The organism is Loktanella sp. S4079 (assembly GCF_000967725.1).
Classification (GTDB): domain Bacteria; phylum Pseudomonadota; class Alphaproteobacteria; order Rhodobacterales; family Rhodobacteraceae; genus Yoonia.
Genome location: NZ_JXYE01000002.1, coordinates 1,413,610 through 1,430,389, shown reverse-complemented (window position 1 = coordinate 1,430,389; position 16,780 = coordinate 1,413,610). Strand labels below are relative to the sequence as shown.

The window sequence follows — 16,780 nt, the reverse complement described above, 5'->3', positions numbered from 1 at the left end:
TCGGGGGCCACTATGGCGACAGAAACACACGAATCCGCAGCAAGCGCTTGCCTCGACGCAAGTGGCGGTGCCATCGGCATGCCGCAGCTTTGCGCGGACTGGATTCCACACCAGATTTTCTGGCTACTCGTTGCGCTTGCCGCGACTTTCTTTGTGATGTCTCGCATCGCACTGCCCCGCATCGCTGCGGTTCTAGCAGAGCGGTCTGGCACAATCACAAATGATCTTGCTGCTGCCGAAGAGCTCAAGAACAAAGCTGCCGAAGCAGAAGCTGCTTACGACAAGGCCCTTGTTGATGCACGTGCACAGGCCCAGCAGATCGTTGCTGAAGCCAAAGCAGAAATTCAGGCCGAACTGGACGCCGAGCTTGCCAAAGCAGACGAACAGATCGCGGCCAAGACAGCCGAAAGCGAAGCAGCAATTGCTGAAATTCGCGAGGGTGCTGTCAAGTCAGTCACTGACGTTGCTAAGGCGACAACCAAAGAACTGGTTGCTGCTATGGGTGGCACAGCTGACGCAAAAACCATCACCGCTGCGGTGACGGCACGGATGAAAGGCTAAGTCATGCGTTTGATTTTCTCCGCACTCTTCGCCCTGAGCGCGTCACCTGCATTCGCAGCCAGCGGTCCATTCTTTTCGCTCAAGAACACTGACTTTGTTGTTCTGATCGCGTTTTTGATCCTGGTCGGCATTATGCTGTACCTCAAGGTCCCAAAGACCATCGGTGAAATGCTTGATAAGCGTGCCGATAGCATCAAGGCGGAACTCGACGAAGCCAAAGCGCTGCGCGAAGAAGCACAAGCTGTTCTGGCCTCTTACGAGCGCAAGCAAAAAGAAGTTCAAGAGCAAGCTGAGCGTATCGTTGCATCTGCGAAAGACGAAGCAACCAAAGCTGCGGCAACAGCCAAAGAAGAAATCGCTGCTTCGATTACACGCCGTCTGGCTGCTGCAGAAGATCAGATCGCAAGTGCTCAAGCCGCTGCTGTCAAAGACGTTCGCGACCAAGCTATTGTTGTAGCTGTTGGCGCTGCCAAAGACGTCATTGCTAAGCAGATGGATGCGAAATCTGCTGGTGCATTGATCGACGATTCAATCGCGACAGTTGCTGACAAGCTGCACTAAGCAACGCAGATCACTAAGCAATTCAAAGCCCGGATGTTACGCATCCGGGCTTTTTCGTTGACATAGGGGCGCACACGCCAAAGACTGATCGCATGCCCTCGATGAGCTCACCGTCATGATCAAAATCCGCTCTGCACTTGGGCTGTTGATTTTATATTTGATGATACTGTTTTGCGCAGCAGTCGTGACCTTTCGATTGTCCGAACCGCCAACCGATACGATTGCGGTCATGTGGCGCTTGCTTCCGGTAAAATTGCTGCTGCTTGCGCTCTGTCTCGGTTACGTTCGCTATTTCAGCGATTGGTACAGCATCGGATTTCGTCGGCCTCATTGGCCTTCATTGCTCTGGCTATTGCCATCTATCGCATTGATGGCAGTCATGGCGTCAGACGTTGCGGGAACCGAAGATCAGCGCTTGATAGGGCTGGCCGCTGAAACTTGGGGGCTACTGGTTGTCGTGCCTTTGCTTATCGGAATTACCGAAGAAATCGTTTTTCGTGGGGTGTTGCTGCGCGCGCTAAACGACCGATTACCCGTGTTTTGGGCGATGCTGATATCAGCGGCGCTGTTTGCGTTGATGCATTTCATCAACGACCTGAATGGGCAACCGTGGATGGCGACGCTCCAGCAGGTGGGTTTTGCATTTTTGGTGGGCGTCTTCTTGGCCGCTGTCGCATTGCGCACTGGCAATCTATGGGGCGTGATTATCTGGCACGCGCTTTGGGACTTTCTAGTCTATCTGAGCCGGATTGCCGAGGTCCTGCACCCCTACGCATTGATCGGGATTATGATCCAAACCTTGGTTTCTTTATGGCTCTGGGCACAGTTGATTCAGGATGATCATCAGCGCGAGGTTTCGTGATCTAACCGTTTTTGAGCGAAAGTTTCGTTGCGATCAATCTTTTGCTGTTCTGCCAATGACGTTTCGACAAAGCTCAAATGTGCCTCGACCGCGGCACGGGCGGCCTCTGGATCACGGGCCTGCAATGCGTCGTTGATCGCACGGTGTTGATCTAGCAGGGTATCGCGAGTCGTTCGCTGTTTGAACATGATTGAACGGTTGTAGAACACGCCTTCGCGCAGCAGTTCATACATCGACCGCATCATGTGTAGCATGATGATGTTGTGGCTTGCTTCGATAATGGACAGATGAAAATCCGCGTCGAGATAGGCTTCGTCTGCCGGATTGCGTTTGTCATGGGCGGCCTCCATCTTTTCAAAGATGGTGTTGATCAGCGCAAGGTCTGTTGCACTTGCAAGGCGGGCGGCGCGTTCTGCGGCCAGCCCCTCCATGTCACGACGAAAGGCAATGTAGTCAAAGACCGCTTCGTCATGTGTCGCAAATAGGGTGATCAGCGCGGGGGCAAATGCTGACCCCAAAACGTCAGCGACAAAGACCCCAGCACCCGCCCGAGAGCTGAGTAAGCCGCGCGTTTGGAGATCAGCGAGCGCCTCGCGCAGCGAAGGACGAGAAACGCCCATCCGTTCGCTTAGCTCGCGTTCAGACGGGAGCCGTTCGCCGGGGCGCAAAATGCCACGTAGGATAAGCCCTTCGATCTGGCGGATTACGCCATGCGATAGCTTTTCTTGTTGAACTGGTTCAAAGGGCATTGCGATCATTCCGTTAGATTGGTCAATTTATATGACCGGCCCACGCCCATCACAACGAAAAAGGGGCCGCGATATCGCAGCCCCCTCTCACATCGTCCTGAGATGGATAGGTTAACCGTTTGGCGTGATGATAATTTCTACGCGGCGGTTCTGCGCGCGACCCGCAGCATTCAGGTTGGACGCGATAGGTTGGTTCTCACCGGCACCAATTGCGCGGATACGAGATGGGGCAACCCCACCGCTGCGCAATACGGAAGCCACCGCCTGTGCGCGACGCTGCGACAGGTCAAAGTTGTAGCTTGCTTCGCCGGTGTTGTCGGTGTGACCGACGACGTTCACGGTGGTGTTCGGGTAGTTGTTCAACGACCGCGCCACGATCAGCAGTTCGTTTTGTGAAACGCCAGAAACTGCGGTGCTATCGGTTGCGAACAGCAGGTCTTGTGACAACACGACACGTAGATCAGTGCCGTTGTTAGACACGCCTACATCGCTACGCAATTGACGACGCAGTTCTTCGGCCTGCTTGTCGAGGTTGTTCCCAATGGCTGCGCCAGCGCCTGCGCCCAATGCAGCACCGATCAGAGCGGCTTGGTTCCGTTCACGGACAGAGCCGTCGTTGTTTGTCAGGGCGCCGACTGCCGCCCCACCAAGGGCACCGATCAAGGCACCTTGTTGCGTCTTTTGATAATCGTTCGGACCACCAGGTTCACATGCGGCTACAAGAGTGAGCGACGCAGCCGCCGCAACAAGAGGGAATTTTGAAAATTTCATGTTTTCGTTCCATTCGATATGGGTGCGCAAAATGCGCGTTATGGATACTGCAGCTTATGATCTGAAAGCCACTGTTATCCAATAACGCATTCGTCATAGGAATGGTTCCGCCTAAAATTAAGGGGCCGCGTCGGCACGCGCGGATTCCCACGCGAGAATCGCGCGCTTGACCGGCAGCCCCCAATGATAGCCCCCAAGCGCACCAGATTTGCGTAATGCGCGGTGGCACGGGATGAGCAGGCTAATTGGATTCCGACCGACAGCTGTGCCGACGGCACGTACAGCTTTGGGGCTGCCGATGGATTGCGCGATTTCGGAATAGGTCGTCACGTGCCCTGTTGGTATTCGCAATAGGGCTTCCCATACTTTGATCTGAAAGGGCGCGCCCATCAGGTGCAGTTGCGTTGCCCCCTTTTGGCCCAGCGCAGCCATCGCCCAATGCGCGATCACGCCCGGTGCCTCGACAAACTGCGCCTTGGGCCATCTATTTGTCATGTCGATCATGGCCGCCTCTTCGCCGGTTTCTGCGGCAAAAGCGATGCCACATATCCCGCGCGTTGTGCCCATGACGAGGGCAGGGCCAAATGCGCTTGGGAACCAGCCCCAGTGAATTGTCAGCGGTTCACCATCATTTGCATAGTCGCCCGGTGTCATGGCCTCCCATCGGATGAATAGGTCATGCAACCGACCGCTTCCTGATAGACCCACGGATTGTGCGGTTTCGAGTGTGGTGAAACGGTCGCGCAACAGCGACTTGGCGTGCCCAAGTGTGAGGTATTGCTGATACCGTTTTGGCGACACCCCGACCCACTGTGAAAATGTTCGCTGAAAATGGGCTGGGCTCATTTGCATCTGTTCGGCCAAATCACCAAGGCTGACTTGGTTGTCTGCGGCCGCGTCTATGGCGTCGATTGCCCGCCGCATGACGTGATAATGATATGTTTCGTTTTGATCCATGCGCCTAATCTAGGGATAAGACCGCACGTTAGCGACCCGATTATTGCGCATCTGTGGCTTGCCCCAAACGCCCCAAAAAGGCATACCCGCCGGATGGTTAAACAGCTTGATTATCATACGATCCGCGAGATCTTTACGCGCTTTCACGCGGCAGAGCCCGAACCCAAAGGCGAGCTAGAGCATGTGAATGTCTATACGCTCGTTGTTGCGGTCGCCCTTTCGGCGCAGGCCACGGATGCGGGCGTGAACAAAGCCACGCGCGAATTGTTCAAAATTGCTGATACTCCGCAAAAGATGTTGGACCTTGGGCTTGAGGGTGTAACTGATCACATCAAGACAATCGGCCTGTTTCGTCAAAAGGCGAAAAACGTCATTAAAATGAGCCAGATACTCGTTGATGAATTCGGTGGTGAAGTCCCAAATTCACGTGCGGCGCTTCAGTCCTTGCCCGGTGTGGGGCGCAAAACAGCGAATGTCGTTTTGAATATGTGGTGGCACCAACCTGCCCAGGCGGTCGATACGCATATTTTCCGCTTCGGTAATCGCAGCGGCGTTGCCGTTGGTAAAGACGTTGATGCGGTTGAACGCGCCGTCGAAGACCATATTCCCGCTGACTTCCAGCAGCATGCCCATCACTGGATGATTCTACACGGGCGCTACACTTGTGTTGCCCGGAAACCCAAATGCGCGGCCTGTCTGATCCGCGATCTCTGTCTATTTGAGGATAAAAACCTATGAAAAAGTTTCAGGTTGTCGGTATCGGCAATGCGATGGTGGACGTTTTGGCGCGCGCGGACGACGCGTTCTTGGCGAGTGCTGGCATCGAAAAAGGGATCATGCAGCTGATCGACATGGATCGTGCCGTGTCACTGTATGCGAGCGTTGGTCCAGCCAAAGAGGTCAGCGGCGGTTCCGCTGCGAACACGATTGCGGGTATTGCACAGCTTGGTGGGCGTACTGCCTATGTGGGTAAGGTAAAAGACGATCAGCTTGGCGCGATTTTTGCCCATGACCTGCGCGCACAGGGTGCGACCTATGAAACGGCTCTCGCCCCGAAAACCGAAGAGGCCGAAACAGGCCGCTGCATCGTGATTGTGACGCCTGATGGCGAACGCTCGATGAACACATATTTGGGCGTGACAGAGTTCTTGTCGCCTGATGACATCGACACAGCACAAATGGCAGATGCTGAGTGGATTTACCTCGAAGGGTATCGTTTTGACGGACCAGAGAGCCATGCCGCGTTTGCAAAGGCGATTGACGCCTGCAAAGGGGCAGGGGGGCAGGTCTCAATCACCCTGTCCGATCCGTTCTGCATTGATCGGCACCGCGACGCATTCCGCGTTATGATCAAAGATCATGTTGATTTGCTGTTCTGTAACCGCGCAGAAATGCTGTCCATGTATCAGACCGACGATTTTGATGCTGCGCTGTCCCAAGCAGCTTCCGAGGTCGCGACTGTCGCCTGCACAGATAGCGAGAATGGTGTTCACATCCTTTCGGGCAGTGATCGTTGGCACGTCCCAGCTGTTCCCACCAAAATCGTTGATGCAACGGGTGCTGGCGATTTGTTTGCCGGGGCCTTCTTGTGGGGCATCACCAACGGATACGATCTGCCGACTTGTGGCAAGATGGGGAATATCGCTGCGTCAGAAGTCATCAGCCATATTGGCGCGCGCCCCGAGGCGGACCTGCAAACGCTGTTTAAAGAGCACGGCCTGATTCCCTGATCCACGGCACGGTCGGGTTTATCGGCAATCCGTAATCTTAAACGGCCCACCCCAGATTTGCGCTGGGGTGGGCCGTTTTCGTTTGGGTTGTGGTGCGAGTCGGTAGGTCCCGAAAAACGAGCAACCCTTGAATACCTTAGTAAAACTATCTAGTTTGCGACCCTGCACGGCCCAACGTCCGCGTTTGGTCGTTGCACTCTTCGCGTCAGCGCAAACCAGCTGCCAGCATGATTTTTGCAAACCTAGCCAGATAGGATCACTCCCTTGGGATTCATGCATTCTATGATCTGTCAGACCGACGGCATTCGGAGCACCTCTCCGGTGCGATGGCGGTCGTTTCAAGGGATGTGTGCGGTTCATTGGGAAGCCCACGGAGAGGCCGGAGCAACGGGTTACTATCGATCACCTGATCCGCGCGTGATGCTTTTCTTTAATGACGTCTCGCGGAATATCATCCTGTCCGAACAGGTTTCAGATAATTCGCAACAATGGCGCCCGATGTTGCGTGCGCTTTATGTCCCGGCGGGCGTGCCGATGTGGACGCAGTTCAATGCGGGGCATGTTTTTTCACATCTTGATTTACATCTTGATAGCAAATGGCTGCTGTCTCGCTTGTCCCCGATCATGAGCGAAGCCACTGCACGCGAAGCGTTACGCAAGCCGGTCGAACTACAGGATGTCGGTGCCTTGTCTATGGTGGCGCAGGCGCTTGCTAACGAGATCGCCGAACCAAGCCGTAGCCCTTATTTCGCTGAAAGCTTGGCAATTACGATGATCACCGGACTGATTGATCCGGTAACGCCAGAGATACCAGACGAAACGGTTCAAGGTGGTCTTACTCCCCGCCAAATTCGCAGGCTGCGCCAACTGCTTAGCGAAGGGCGTCGGCGTCTTTCGAATGCAGAACTCAGCCGCGCGGTGGGACTGTCCGAAGGCTGGTTCTATCATGCCTTCAAAAAGACGACGGGAAAAACGCCGCTACAGTGGCAGCAAGAACAGTTGATCGTGATGGTCAAAGACTGTTTGCATCAGACGGATATGACAATTGCCGAAATTGCGTTGCGTCATGATTTTTCGGATCAAGGGCACCTGACCCGTGTATTTCGTCGTCACGAAGGAACGACACCTTCTGCTTGGCGCAGGGAACTACGGTCGCGATAGCTTGCCCGCGCTATGAACGCGGACAAGCCTATGATTTACCAGCTATGGTTCAGCGTCAGCTGTACTTCGCGACCGGCGTTGTAATAGTCGGTCGAGAAACCACCCTGCGCGATGTGCTTTTCATCAAACAGGTTCGTAACATTGAGGCGCATGTCGGTGGTGTCCGAGATGGCATAGCCAACCGCTGCGTCAAAGATCCATGCGGATTCCGTCTTGGAGCTGTTGGCCGTGTTGCGCCAGTAAGCGTCTGTAAAGCGCGCGCCCAAGCCGAGGTCGATATCGCCCAGTTGTGCAGATCCGGGCACGACATAGTTCACCCAAAGAGACGCTGCATGTTCAGGCGTATGCGGCAGTTCGTTGCCATCGTTTGTCCCGTTGCTGGATTTCACGATTTCGCTTTGAAGGTAGGTGTAAGCAGCCGTAAGCGAGAGCTGGTCGTTCACCTCGGCCTTTGCCTCAACCTCAAAACCGCGAACACGTGATTCACCAATTGGTTCGTCCAATAGCGTATCAGGGTTCGTGATGGTTTCGTTGAATTTGCTCAGTTCAAAGGCCGAAGCAGTCACCAGTGCAGCAATTTGCGTTGGGCGATATTTCACACCGATTTCGTATTGTTCGCCGCGTTCTGGCTCTAGGCTAAAACCGCCTCCGGCTGGAACGACTGATTCCGCGTAGCTTGCAAATGCGGATAGGTCCGGAGTGATCTTATACGTCAGGCCCGCACGCATGGTCGTTTCGTCAAACTTGCCAGCGGTTTCGACATCGCCACTGTCCAAATGTGTGATGCGCGTTTGGTCGATCCAGTCATGACGCACACCAAATTGTGCGATGAGTTGGTTCAAGACGAATTCTTGCTGTAGGTAGATCGAGCTGGCGGTCACCTCGTCGGTGGTGTCTCGATACGGTGCAGTGCTGGTTAGGTCGAGCCCACCTGTATAGACCGGATCGGTCCAGTCGATGTCCGGGGCCTGTGTGTACCACATCGTGTTTTCGCGGTGGTTATCACGATATTCGGTCCCGAACACAGTGCGGCTTTCGATTCCACCGAAATCAGCTTCATAGAGCAGATGGGCATCGGCGACAAAGTTCTCAAATTCTGCGATGTTCGCGAAGTAGTAACGCGACACAGTGCTTTCGCCAGTCACGCCACCCAAGAAGACGTAACCGAAACCGCCTGTCCCTTCGGTATAACGCGCAGTGGACCCAAAGCTAAGCCCGCCACCAAAGTCATGCTCCAGCTTCAGCGTGTAAGTGTCGCGGTCGGTTGCCAGGTAGTTAAAATCTGGTTCCCCCAAGAATAGGCTACGGTCGAAATCTTCGCCAGTCGCTGGGTAGCCAGAGCTGTTCGGATAGCCGTCACGATAAAGGTGATCATAGGTCAAGCTGACGGTTGTCGCATCCGTCGGACGCCATGCCAGACCAGCAAGCAGGAATGTTTCGTCGTCGTTTGAGTAATCAGTTTCCGCCTCGGCATCTTGCATCTTGCCCGTCAGGCGCCATGACAACGTGCTGTCGGGGGCAAAGCGATCACCCAGATCAAAACCCAGTTCTTTGTGATTAAAAGACCCGACAGTGCCATAGAACGATCGCAGGCGTTCACCTGTCGGGCTCTTGGTGATGTAATTGACGGCTCCGCCGGGGTCCGACAGGCCGAACGCGGTAGAGTTCGCCCCCTTCAGTACTTCGACACGATCAAATGCAAATGGCTCTTCGCGGACGCCGCCAAAGGCGTCACCGATCAGCATGCCGTCACGGTAGCTGTAGGCATCGAAGCCGCGAATTTTAAAGAAATCATAGCGGTCGTCGCGTCCGTAAAAATCGGTCGTGACCCCAGATGAATATTGAAGAACTTGTTCAGTGCTTGTCGCGCCACGTTGGGCGATCTCTGCCGACGTTACTACCGAAATGCTAGCCGAGCTATCCAGCACGTCCGAGGGCAGGCCCGAGCCGCTGGTAATCGTGTTGGCGACAATGCTTTCGTCATCCGCATCAGAAGCATCCAAAAAGATTGTCCCGAGGCTATAGGAACCATCGGTTTCTTGCGCGGTTGCTGGCATCGCACAGAGCATGGCGTTCGCCGAGGTGGTCAGCAACAGCGCAAAGGTCGCGGATCTCGCCGCTTTGGTGGGAGGAGGTGTATACATATCGGAGCATTTCCTATGTCGGCCGGGGCCTTTGGGGGTCTTGTGTTGATGCGTGTGGCGCATCGTGTTCTTGGCTGTTTGGCTAACGCGAAATGCACGCGTGACCCGGGTCAGGCGTCTAGCGTGGGCTGAACTGAGGCGTGAATTAGCGATACAAAACTGGGTCGTCTTGAACGATTCTGTTGTTTTGGGCATTTCCTGATGAAAAGAGTCGGATCAAGGGGCTGATACTGTTGCGTGGCCGCTTGACGCACGACTGGCGGCGCTCTTTATGTCCGGGCAAGACTTCGCAATAGGATGATAATCAGATGCAGTTTTGGCGCGTCGGTAAGATGATTTTAGCAACAGTGGCTGGCGTGTGGGTTGGTTCCGCAGCGACAGCGCAGTCGGAATACCCAATTGAGATCCCACATGCCTATGGCACCACCACGATCACCGCACCCCCAGAACGTGTCGCGACTGTCAATTGGGCAAACCATGAGGTGCCGCTCGCGCTTGGCGTGGTTCCCGTTGGGATGGCAGCCGCAAATTTTGGCGATGACGATGGTGACGGTGTCTTGCCTTGGGTGAACGCAAAGCTCGACGCGCTTGGGGCAGAAATTCCTGTGCTCTTCGACGAAGGAGATGGGATTGATTTTGAGGCTGTCGCTGCCTCTGATCCCGATGTCATCCTCGCCGCTTATTCGGGTTTGTCGCAGCAAGACTACGAAATCCTAAGCCAAATTGCCCCAACCGTTGCCTTTCCGCAAACGCCTTGGACAACGGACTGGCGCACGACCATTCGCATGAATAGCGCCGGTATGGGGATGGCCGCAGAGGGCGAGGCGCTGATCGCCGATTTGGAACAACAGATCAGCGAAACAGTTGCAGCCCATCCGGTGCTTGAGGGCAAGAGCGCACTGTTTGTCACGCATTTGGACCCAACAGACCTTAGCCGCATACCGTTCTATACCAGCAAGGACACGCGTGTCGCATTCCTAGAGGATTTGGGCATCGCTTCGCCGCAGGCAGTGATTGAATTGTCCCGATCCGGTTTGTTTGTGGGCGAAGTCAGCGCAGAGCAAATCGATCTGCTGAGCGACGTTGATATCATCGTGACCTATGGAACAGACAGTCTATTGAGCGAACTCGAAGGCTACGTTCTGACACAAAAGATGCCAGCGATTGCGCGTGGATCAATTGTGTTGCTGCAAAATGATCCGATTGGGACGGCTGCAAATCCGACGCCTCTGTCGATTCCATATGTGTTGCAAGATTATGTCTCGATGCTGGCCGAGGCCGCAGCACAGGCGGAGTAGCCTGAATTGCCTTCCCAGATGAAAACCGGGGCGCGGCTTGGTCGCGGCGCACCACTTGTGTTGCTGATGTTTTTGCTGTTGCTCGCGGTGGCGGCGTCGCTGGCATTTGGCGCGCGGGTCACCAGCCTGTCAGAGCTACGCGATGGGTTGAGCGGTGATCTTGCCACGATGGGGGCGGCCGCCGTGGCCAGCCGCATCCCGCGCACCTTTCTCGCGCTTTTGGCGGGGGCTGCTCTGGGGTTGGCAGGGGCTGTCATGCAGGGCGTTACGCGCAATCCACTGGCCGATCCCGGGATTCTGGGGGTAAATGCAGGGGCTGCCTTGGCAGTCGTTGTTGGTATGGCGACGATCGGGCTGGATTCAACATATATGTATGTTTGGGCCGCGATCATCGGCGCGAGCCTCGCCGCTGTTGGCGGTTACACAATTGCATGTCTCGGCGCGGGAGGCGCGACCCCGCTTAAACTGGCGCTTGCGGGCGCTGCATTGACCGCAGCGCTCAGTTCCTTGACGACGGCCGTTGTGTTGCCGCGCGGCGATATTGCTGGGCTCGTGCAGTCATGGCTTGTCGGCGGGGTCGGAGGAGCCACGCAAGCACGTATCATGCCGATTGTGCCCTTCATTGCTGTTGGGACCATGCTGTCGCTCATTTCCGCGCGAAAGCTAAACCTGCTTGCTTTGGGTGATGAGACCGCGACGGGCCTTGGCGAAACTGTTTGGGTGGCACGCATTGTTGCAGCGCTTGGTGCGGTTATCCTATGCGGAGCCGTCACAGCGGCCTGCGGACCGATTGGTTTTGTCGGTTTGGTTGTCCCACACCTAAGCCGCCTGATGTTTGGCGTAGATTATCGCTGGATTTTACCTACTTCAGCGGCAGGTGGCGCAATACTCTTGGTTTTGGCAGATGTCGTAGGGCGGGTTGTGGCCCGCCCGGCAGAGCTTGACGTTGGTATCGTGACTGCCTTTATCGGGGCGCCTGTGTTCATCTGGATCGTCCGGCGCAAGAGGGTCGCTGCCCTATGAGTATGACGCGTAACTTCATGCAGCTACGACTGCGCGCAGATCGGAAAAGACGGCTGGGGCTGTGCATCATCGCAGCGGTTTTTCTGGGCGGCGTTTTAGTCAGCCTGATGATCGGGCGGTCGTTTATCTCGCCTATCACGATTGGCCAATATCTCTTGGGTGCTGATGTCGGCGGCGACGCGTTTACCTTGGGCGTTTTGCGCTTTCCACGGGTCATCGTCGCTGGATTGGCTGGCATGTGTTTCGGTATGGGCGGTGTTACCTTTCAGACATTGCTACGCAATCCACTGGCAAGTCCAGACATCATCGGGATCAGTTCTGGTGCCAGTGCCGCGGCAGTGTTCTGCATCGTCATGCTTGGTCTGTCCGGTGCCGTTGTATCAGTCGTCGCAGTCGCGGCCGGCTTGGGGGTGGCGCTAGCGATTTATTTGCTGGCGTGGAAAGGCGGAGCGGCAGGGGCGCGATTGATCTTGGTCGGTATCGGTATTTCCGCAATGCTTCAGAGCTTTACCGCCTATTTACTGACGCAAGCGCCAAGTTGGTCGCTACAGCAGTCACTACGCTGGATGACAGGTTCTACCAATGGTGCACAGTTGGAATTGGCGCTGCCCCTCGTGCTGGCGCTGGCTTTGTTTGGTGGCGCTCTTATTGTGATCAGGCGTGATCTTGAGGTGTTGCGCATGGGCGATGATTTGGCCGCTGGTCTGGGTGTGCGCATAGGGCACGTGCAAATCGTGGCGATCTGCGCAGCGGTGGGATTGGTGGCGTTTGCGACTGCAGCAACTGGACCAATCGCATTCGTCGCATTCCTTGCCGGGCCAATCGCAGCGCGATTGATCAAAGGCGGTGGATCACTGTTGTTGCCTGCCGCTTTGACCGGTGCGGCCCTCGTGGTTCTGGCCGATTTTGTGGGCCAAGTTTTGCTACCCGCGCGTTACCCTGTCGGGATCGTCACGGGCGTTTTGGGCGCGCCCTATCTTGTTTTGCTCATTATCAAAGACAATCGAAACGGAGGCGCATTGTGACTAATGCAGCGATTGAGGTCAGCGGCCTCGTTACCGGATATAATGACGGCACCGTTTTGGATCAGCTTGATCTGACAATCATGTCAGGCGAGGTGACCGCGATTATTGGGGCGAACGCCTGCGGGAAATCCACTTTGCTTAGATCCATGTCACGGTTGTTGAAACCGCGCACGGGTAGGGTGCAGATATTTGGTCAAGACCTACATAAAATGCCACCGCGCAAATTGGCGCAAAAGCTTGGCTTTCTGCCGCAGTCGCCAATCGCCCCAGAGGGGATCACGGTCCTTGATTTGGTCAGTCGCGGGCGGCATCCGCATCAAGGTGTTTTTGGGCGCTGGACCCCCGACGACCAAGCCGCCGTCGACGCCGCACTTGATATGACAGGCACACATGACTTGGCCGAAAGGTTGGTCGAGGACCTTTCGGGCGGCCAACGTCAAAGGGTCTGGATTGCGATGGCGCTGGCGCAGGGTACCGAGATACTGCTGCTGGACGAGCCGACAACCTATCTGGATATCAATCATCAAATTGATGTGCTGGATCTTTTGACAGATTTGAACCAAGAGCGCGGAACCACAATCGTCATGGTCTTGCACGACCTCAATCTAGCCGCCCGGTATGCTGACCGATTGGTCGCGATTGGGAACGGGCAGGTCCATTCTGTCGGGGCACCATCCGATATCCTGACCGAGACAATGTTGACCGAAGTCTTTGGCCTAAATGCACGGGTCATGGCTGACCCAGTGGGGCGTTCACCGATGATGGTTCCCGTTGGACGGTACAAAGTTACAAACGACACAGGAACTGTGCGTAAAAACGCAGGGTAAAATCATTCTGGCTCTGGCCATTTTTGGTGAAAGCTGTAGTTTGGCTTTGTTCTCAGGGCGGGGTGAAATTCCCCACCGGCGGTAATAGCCCGCGAGCGCCCTTTCACATGAAAGGGGTCAGCAGATCCGGTGGAACTCCGGGGCCGACGGTCATAGTCCGGATGAAAGAGAAGCGACATGTCTACCCGATGGGGTGGCATGGCCGAAAGCCTTGGGACCTTTTGTATCTAACGGAGGGTTCCGATATGACTGACTATTCAAACAAACGCATCGCGTTCATTCGCGCACGTTGGCACGCCGACATCGTTGATCGTGCGCACGAAGGGTTTCTAGCCGAAGCCGAAACCAAACTGACGGGAGCGCAAGTCGATGCCTTTGACGTTCCCGGTGCATTCGAGATGCCGCTGCTGGCCAAGCGTCTGGCCGCGACTGGGCGCTATGACGCGGTTGTTGCTGCCGCGTTTGTGGTTGACGGTGGTATCTATCGCCACGATTTCGTCGCTCAGGCCGTTGTCAGCGGTTTGATGGATGCACAAATGGCAACGGATGTGCCCGTGTTTAGCGTATCGCTCACGCCACATAATTATCAGGAAACAGAACTGCTGACGGACTTCTACCGCAACCATTTTGTCGAGAAAGGTGCCGAAGCAGCCCGCGCAGTACGTGGCGTTTTTGACGTCGCATTACCGGGCGCAACGCTTTCTGTCGTTAACGAATAATGTTTCGCGCCCCCGCGCATTACCGGGGGCGCAACCACTTAGATCAACGATTTTGCGGTCCCACCAGACAGCGCTAAACGCTACTACGAGTTCGTAGAAGGCTTGAAACTTTGGATGGCGTGAACCTATCAGCTAGAGCTTCAGTAAATCATAGATATGTTTGAATTTCTGCGAAAACGCCGAGCCGAAAAAGTTAAAAAATCTACAAGACTGAAAAATACAATAATTCGTGAGTTTACGCTCGGGATAGGGGGGGGGAGTGGCGGAAACGAAGGACGTCAATGTTGTTTGATTTGTGTCCATATAATGTATTTGTATCAGTGAGTTATATGCGGGGATTCATGCGAAAAAGACTGACCCCAAAAGGTTAAGAAAACCTTACAGGACTGAAAAGATACAATAATTCGTGAATAAACGCCCAGCATACGGGCAGTTTGGTGGCGGAGACGAAGGGATTCGAACCCTCGAGACGGTTTCCCGCCTACTCCCTTAGCAGGGGAGCGCCTTCGACCACTCGGCCACGTCTCCGCTGACGCGTATAGCCAACAAAACATTGGAGTTACAAGGCGAAAAGCTTCGGTTTTGAAATTTTCTCAGTTGGGCAATAAATGCCTTAAAATGGAATTGGATTTGGGCAACGTCCGGTCAATATTCTCTACATCGTGCCTAGGTGCATAGCAGCTCTGTGGGGGCGAGCGGCTAACAATCCTACTATAGCCCTGCTTTCGACAATCTGGAAGCAACCATCAATCCGTAGCAACAGTCATCTTGGCTAGATCTATATCCAAGTCTCCGAAGTGTGGTGCTATGTGCACACACTGCTCATTTTGTCCAAACAAGGGGTTTTGTTTTCACTCAACCCCTTGTTTGAGTCGAGCTTTATACTGAAACGCAGATGTATTTCATTTCGAGGTAGTCTTCGATGCCATGTGAAGACCCTTCGCGACCTAGGCCTGATTGTTTGACGCCGCCGAATGGCGCAACCTCGGTTGAGATGATGCCTGTGTTTACCCCGACGATCCCGTATTCAAGCGCCTCGGCCACTTTGGTCACGCGCGAGATGTCCTTGGCATAGAAATACGATGCGAGACCAAAGATGGTATCATTCGCCTGAAAGATGACGTCGTCTTCGTCTTCGAACATAAAGAGCGGTGCGAAGGGGCCAAAGGTCTCGTCTGTGCTGACGGCCATGTCTTTGGTCGCGTTGCTGATGATCGTTGGCTCAAAGAACAGGCCACCCAAATCATGGGGTTTGCCGCCGGTTAGAACCGTGGCTCCTTTGGAGAGCGCATCATCAAGATGGCTTTGCACTTTATCAATCGCTTTGGGTTCAATCAGCGGGCCGAGCGTGGTGCCGTCGGATAGGCCGTCACCGACGCGCAGGGCCTCGACCGCAGCTGTAAATTTGGCGGCAAAGGCGTCGTAGACGCCTTTTTGGACATAGATCCGGTTCGCGCAAACGCAGGTCTGGCCGTTGTTGCGGAATTTGCAGGCGATGGCTCCTTCGACGGCGGCGTCGAGATCAGCATCGTCAAACACGATAAAGGGTGCATTGCCCCCTAATTCCATGCTGCATTTCATGACCTGATCCGCCGCCTGACGCAGTAAAATGCGCCCAACTTGGGTCGATCCGGTAAAGGTGAGCTTGCGCACGATGTGGTTTTCGCAAAATTCCTGACCGATCTCTTCCGCAGCGTTTGACGTCACAACTGAAAACAGGCCCTTCGGGACACCTGCCTCTTCGGCGAGTTTGGCCATGGCAAGCGCAGACAATGGCGTCTGCGATGCAGGGCGCACTACAAAGGCGCAGCCAGCGGCAAGAGCAGGGGCCACTTTGCGCGCGATCATCGCGTTGGGGAAATTCCATGGGGTGATGCCTGCTGCGACGCCAATTGGTTGTTTGATCACCGTGATCCGTTTGTCCGCCATGTGGCCGGGGATGGTTTCGCCGTAGACGCGTTTTGCCTCTTCGCCGAACCATTCAATGAACGACGCGCCGTAAGCAATCTCACCACGTGCTTCGGCGAGTGGTTTGCCCTGTTCGGCAGTCAAGATGATAGCCAGGTCTTCTTGGTGCGCGATCATTAGATCAAACCATTTGCGCAAGACATTCGCGCGCGCTTTGGCAGGAAGCGCAGCCCATGATTTCTGAGCCTGTTCAGCGGTTGCGATGGCGACCCTTACCTCTTCACGGGTTAGATCAGGCACTTGGGCGATCACGTCTCCGCGTGCTGGGTTCGTTACATCAAAGCTGGCGCGACCCGCCGCTGCGACCCATTCACCCGATAGGTAGGCTGCCTCGCAAAGCAGATCGGGGCGCGCGAGCATGGATTTGAGGTTGGTAGTTTCATCAAGCATGGTAGGCTCCCGTTGTTTGGGGCTATCTGACCCC

At 55.1% G+C, this 16,780-nt stretch carries 16 protein-coding genes, 1 tRNA gene and 1 riboswitch; of the genes, 11 read left to right on the top strand and 6 right to left on the bottom strand.

Annotated features, from left to right (window positions below; translation table 11 throughout):
- The first annotated feature begins 12 nt into the window (after positions 1-12).
- From TW80_RS08270 to TW80_RS08260, 3 genes are all read left to right on the top strand, one after another.
- Positions 13-561 carry a F0F1 ATP synthase subunit B' gene (locus TW80_RS08270; protein WP_045996756.1) on the top strand — a complete coding sequence of 183 codons (549 nt, stop codon included), beginning with the start codon at positions 13-15 and terminating at the stop codon, positions 559-561.
- 3 nt (positions 562-564) lie between these two features.
- The gene (locus TW80_RS08265) at positions 565-1,122 is read left to right on the top strand and encodes a F0F1 ATP synthase subunit B (RefSeq protein ID WP_045996755.1); all 558 of its coding nucleotides are present in this window, start codon (positions 565-567) and stop codon (positions 1,120-1,122) included.
- A gap of 115 nt (positions 1,123-1,237) precedes the next feature.
- Positions 1,238-1,984 (top strand): CPBP family intramembrane glutamic endopeptidase, encoded by a 747-nt coding sequence (locus TW80_RS08260; RefSeq protein ID WP_045996754.1) that lies wholly within the window; start codon positions 1,238-1,240, stop codon positions 1,982-1,984.
- Here TW80_RS08260 and TW80_RS08255 read toward each other — a convergent pair.
- The 3 genes from TW80_RS08255 to TW80_RS08245 form a co-directional block, all read right to left on the bottom strand.
- On the bottom strand, positions 1,966-2,733 hold the full coding sequence (locus TW80_RS08255) for a FadR/GntR family transcriptional regulator (protein ID WP_045997110.1): 768 nt from the start codon (positions 2,731-2,733) through the stop codon (positions 1,966-1,968). The two genes, TW80_RS08260 and TW80_RS08255, sit on opposite strands and share 19 nt — an antisense overlap.
- Positions 2,734-2,844: 111 nt before the next feature.
- Positions 2,845-3,504 carry an OmpA family protein gene (locus tag TW80_RS08250; RefSeq protein ID WP_045996753.1) on the bottom strand — a complete coding sequence of 220 codons (660 nt, stop codon included), beginning with the start codon at positions 3,502-3,504 and terminating at the stop codon, positions 2,845-2,847.
- A 117-nt stretch (positions 3,505-3,621) separates the two neighbouring features.
- Positions 3,622-4,461, bottom strand: coding sequence for a methylated-DNA--[protein]-cysteine S-methyltransferase (locus TW80_RS08245; protein WP_045996752.1), 840 nt, complete (start codon positions 4,459-4,461; stop codon positions 3,622-3,624).
- A 93-nt stretch (positions 4,462-4,554) separates the two neighbouring features.
- On the opposite strand from TW80_RS08245, the gene nth reads away from it, so the two are divergent.
- From nth to TW80_RS08230, 3 genes are all read left to right on the top strand, one after another.
- Complete coding sequence (nth, locus tag TW80_RS08240) at positions 4,555-5,199, top strand: endonuclease III (protein ID WP_045996751.1); 645 nt, start codon at positions 4,555-4,557, stop codon at positions 5,197-5,199.
- A complete protein-coding gene (locus TW80_RS08235) occupies positions 5,196-6,191 on the top strand; it encodes an adenosine kinase (protein ID WP_045996750.1) in 996 nt (331 codons plus the stop codon). The genes nth and TW80_RS08235 overlap by 4 nt, the downstream gene beginning before the upstream one ends.
- 282 nt (positions 6,192-6,473) lie before the next feature.
- Positions 6,474-7,352: a helix-turn-helix domain-containing protein gene (locus tag TW80_RS08230; RefSeq protein ID WP_045997109.1), complete on the top strand. Its 879-nt coding sequence runs from the start codon at positions 6,474-6,476 to the stop codon at positions 7,350-7,352.
- A gap of 35 nt (positions 7,353-7,387) precedes the next feature.
- Here TW80_RS08230 and TW80_RS08225 read toward each other — a convergent pair whose 3' ends face one another.
- Positions 7,388-9,496 (bottom strand): TonB-dependent receptor, encoded by a 2,109-nt coding sequence (locus tag TW80_RS08225; protein WP_045996749.1) that lies wholly within the window; start codon positions 9,494-9,496, stop codon positions 7,388-7,390.
- A 308-nt stretch (positions 9,497-9,804) separates the two neighbouring features.
- Between TW80_RS08225 and TW80_RS08220 the strand changes: the two genes are divergently transcribed.
- The 5 genes from TW80_RS08220 to TW80_RS08200 all read left to right on the top strand — a co-directional run bounded on the left by TW80_RS08220 (position 9,805) and on the right by TW80_RS08200 (position 14,388).
- A complete protein-coding gene (locus TW80_RS08220) occupies positions 9,805-10,794 on the top strand; it encodes an iron-siderophore ABC transporter substrate-binding protein (RefSeq protein WP_052700912.1) in 990 nt (329 codons plus the stop codon).
- Between the two features lie 66 nt (positions 10,795-10,860).
- Positions 10,861-11,817, top strand: a complete 957-nt coding sequence (locus tag TW80_RS08215) for a FecCD family ABC transporter permease (protein ID WP_446720133.1) — start codon at positions 10,861-10,863, stop codon at positions 11,815-11,817.
- A complete protein-coding gene (locus TW80_RS08210) occupies positions 11,814-12,842 on the top strand; it encodes an iron ABC transporter permease (protein WP_045996747.1) in 1,029 nt (342 codons plus the stop codon). The genes TW80_RS08215 and TW80_RS08210 overlap by 4 nt, the downstream gene beginning before the upstream one ends.
- Positions 12,839-13,669, top strand: a complete 831-nt coding sequence (locus tag TW80_RS08205; protein WP_045996746.1) for an ABC transporter ATP-binding protein — start codon at positions 12,839-12,841, stop codon at positions 13,667-13,669. Before TW80_RS08210 ends, TW80_RS08205 begins: the two co-directional genes overlap by 4 nt.
- Before the next feature lie 44 nt (positions 13,670-13,713).
- Positions 13,714-13,846, top strand: a riboswitch (FMN riboswitch).
- 68 nt (positions 13,847-13,914) lie between these two features.
- Complete coding sequence (locus TW80_RS08200; RefSeq protein ID WP_045997107.1) at positions 13,915-14,388, top strand: 6,7-dimethyl-8-ribityllumazine synthase; 474 nt, start codon at positions 13,915-13,917, stop codon at positions 14,386-14,388.
- 438 nt (positions 14,389-14,826) lie between these two features.
- On the opposite strand, the gene TW80_RS08195 is transcribed toward TW80_RS08200, so the two are convergent.
- Positions 14,827-14,916, bottom strand: a tRNA-Ser gene (locus TW80_RS08195).
- Between the two features lie 351 nt (positions 14,917-15,267).
- On the bottom strand, positions 15,268-16,746 hold the full coding sequence (locus tag TW80_RS08190; RefSeq protein ID WP_045996745.1) for an NAD-dependent succinate-semialdehyde dehydrogenase: 1,479 nt from the start codon (positions 16,744-16,746) through the stop codon (positions 15,268-15,270).
- Between the last annotated feature and the right edge of the window lie 34 nt (positions 16,747-16,780).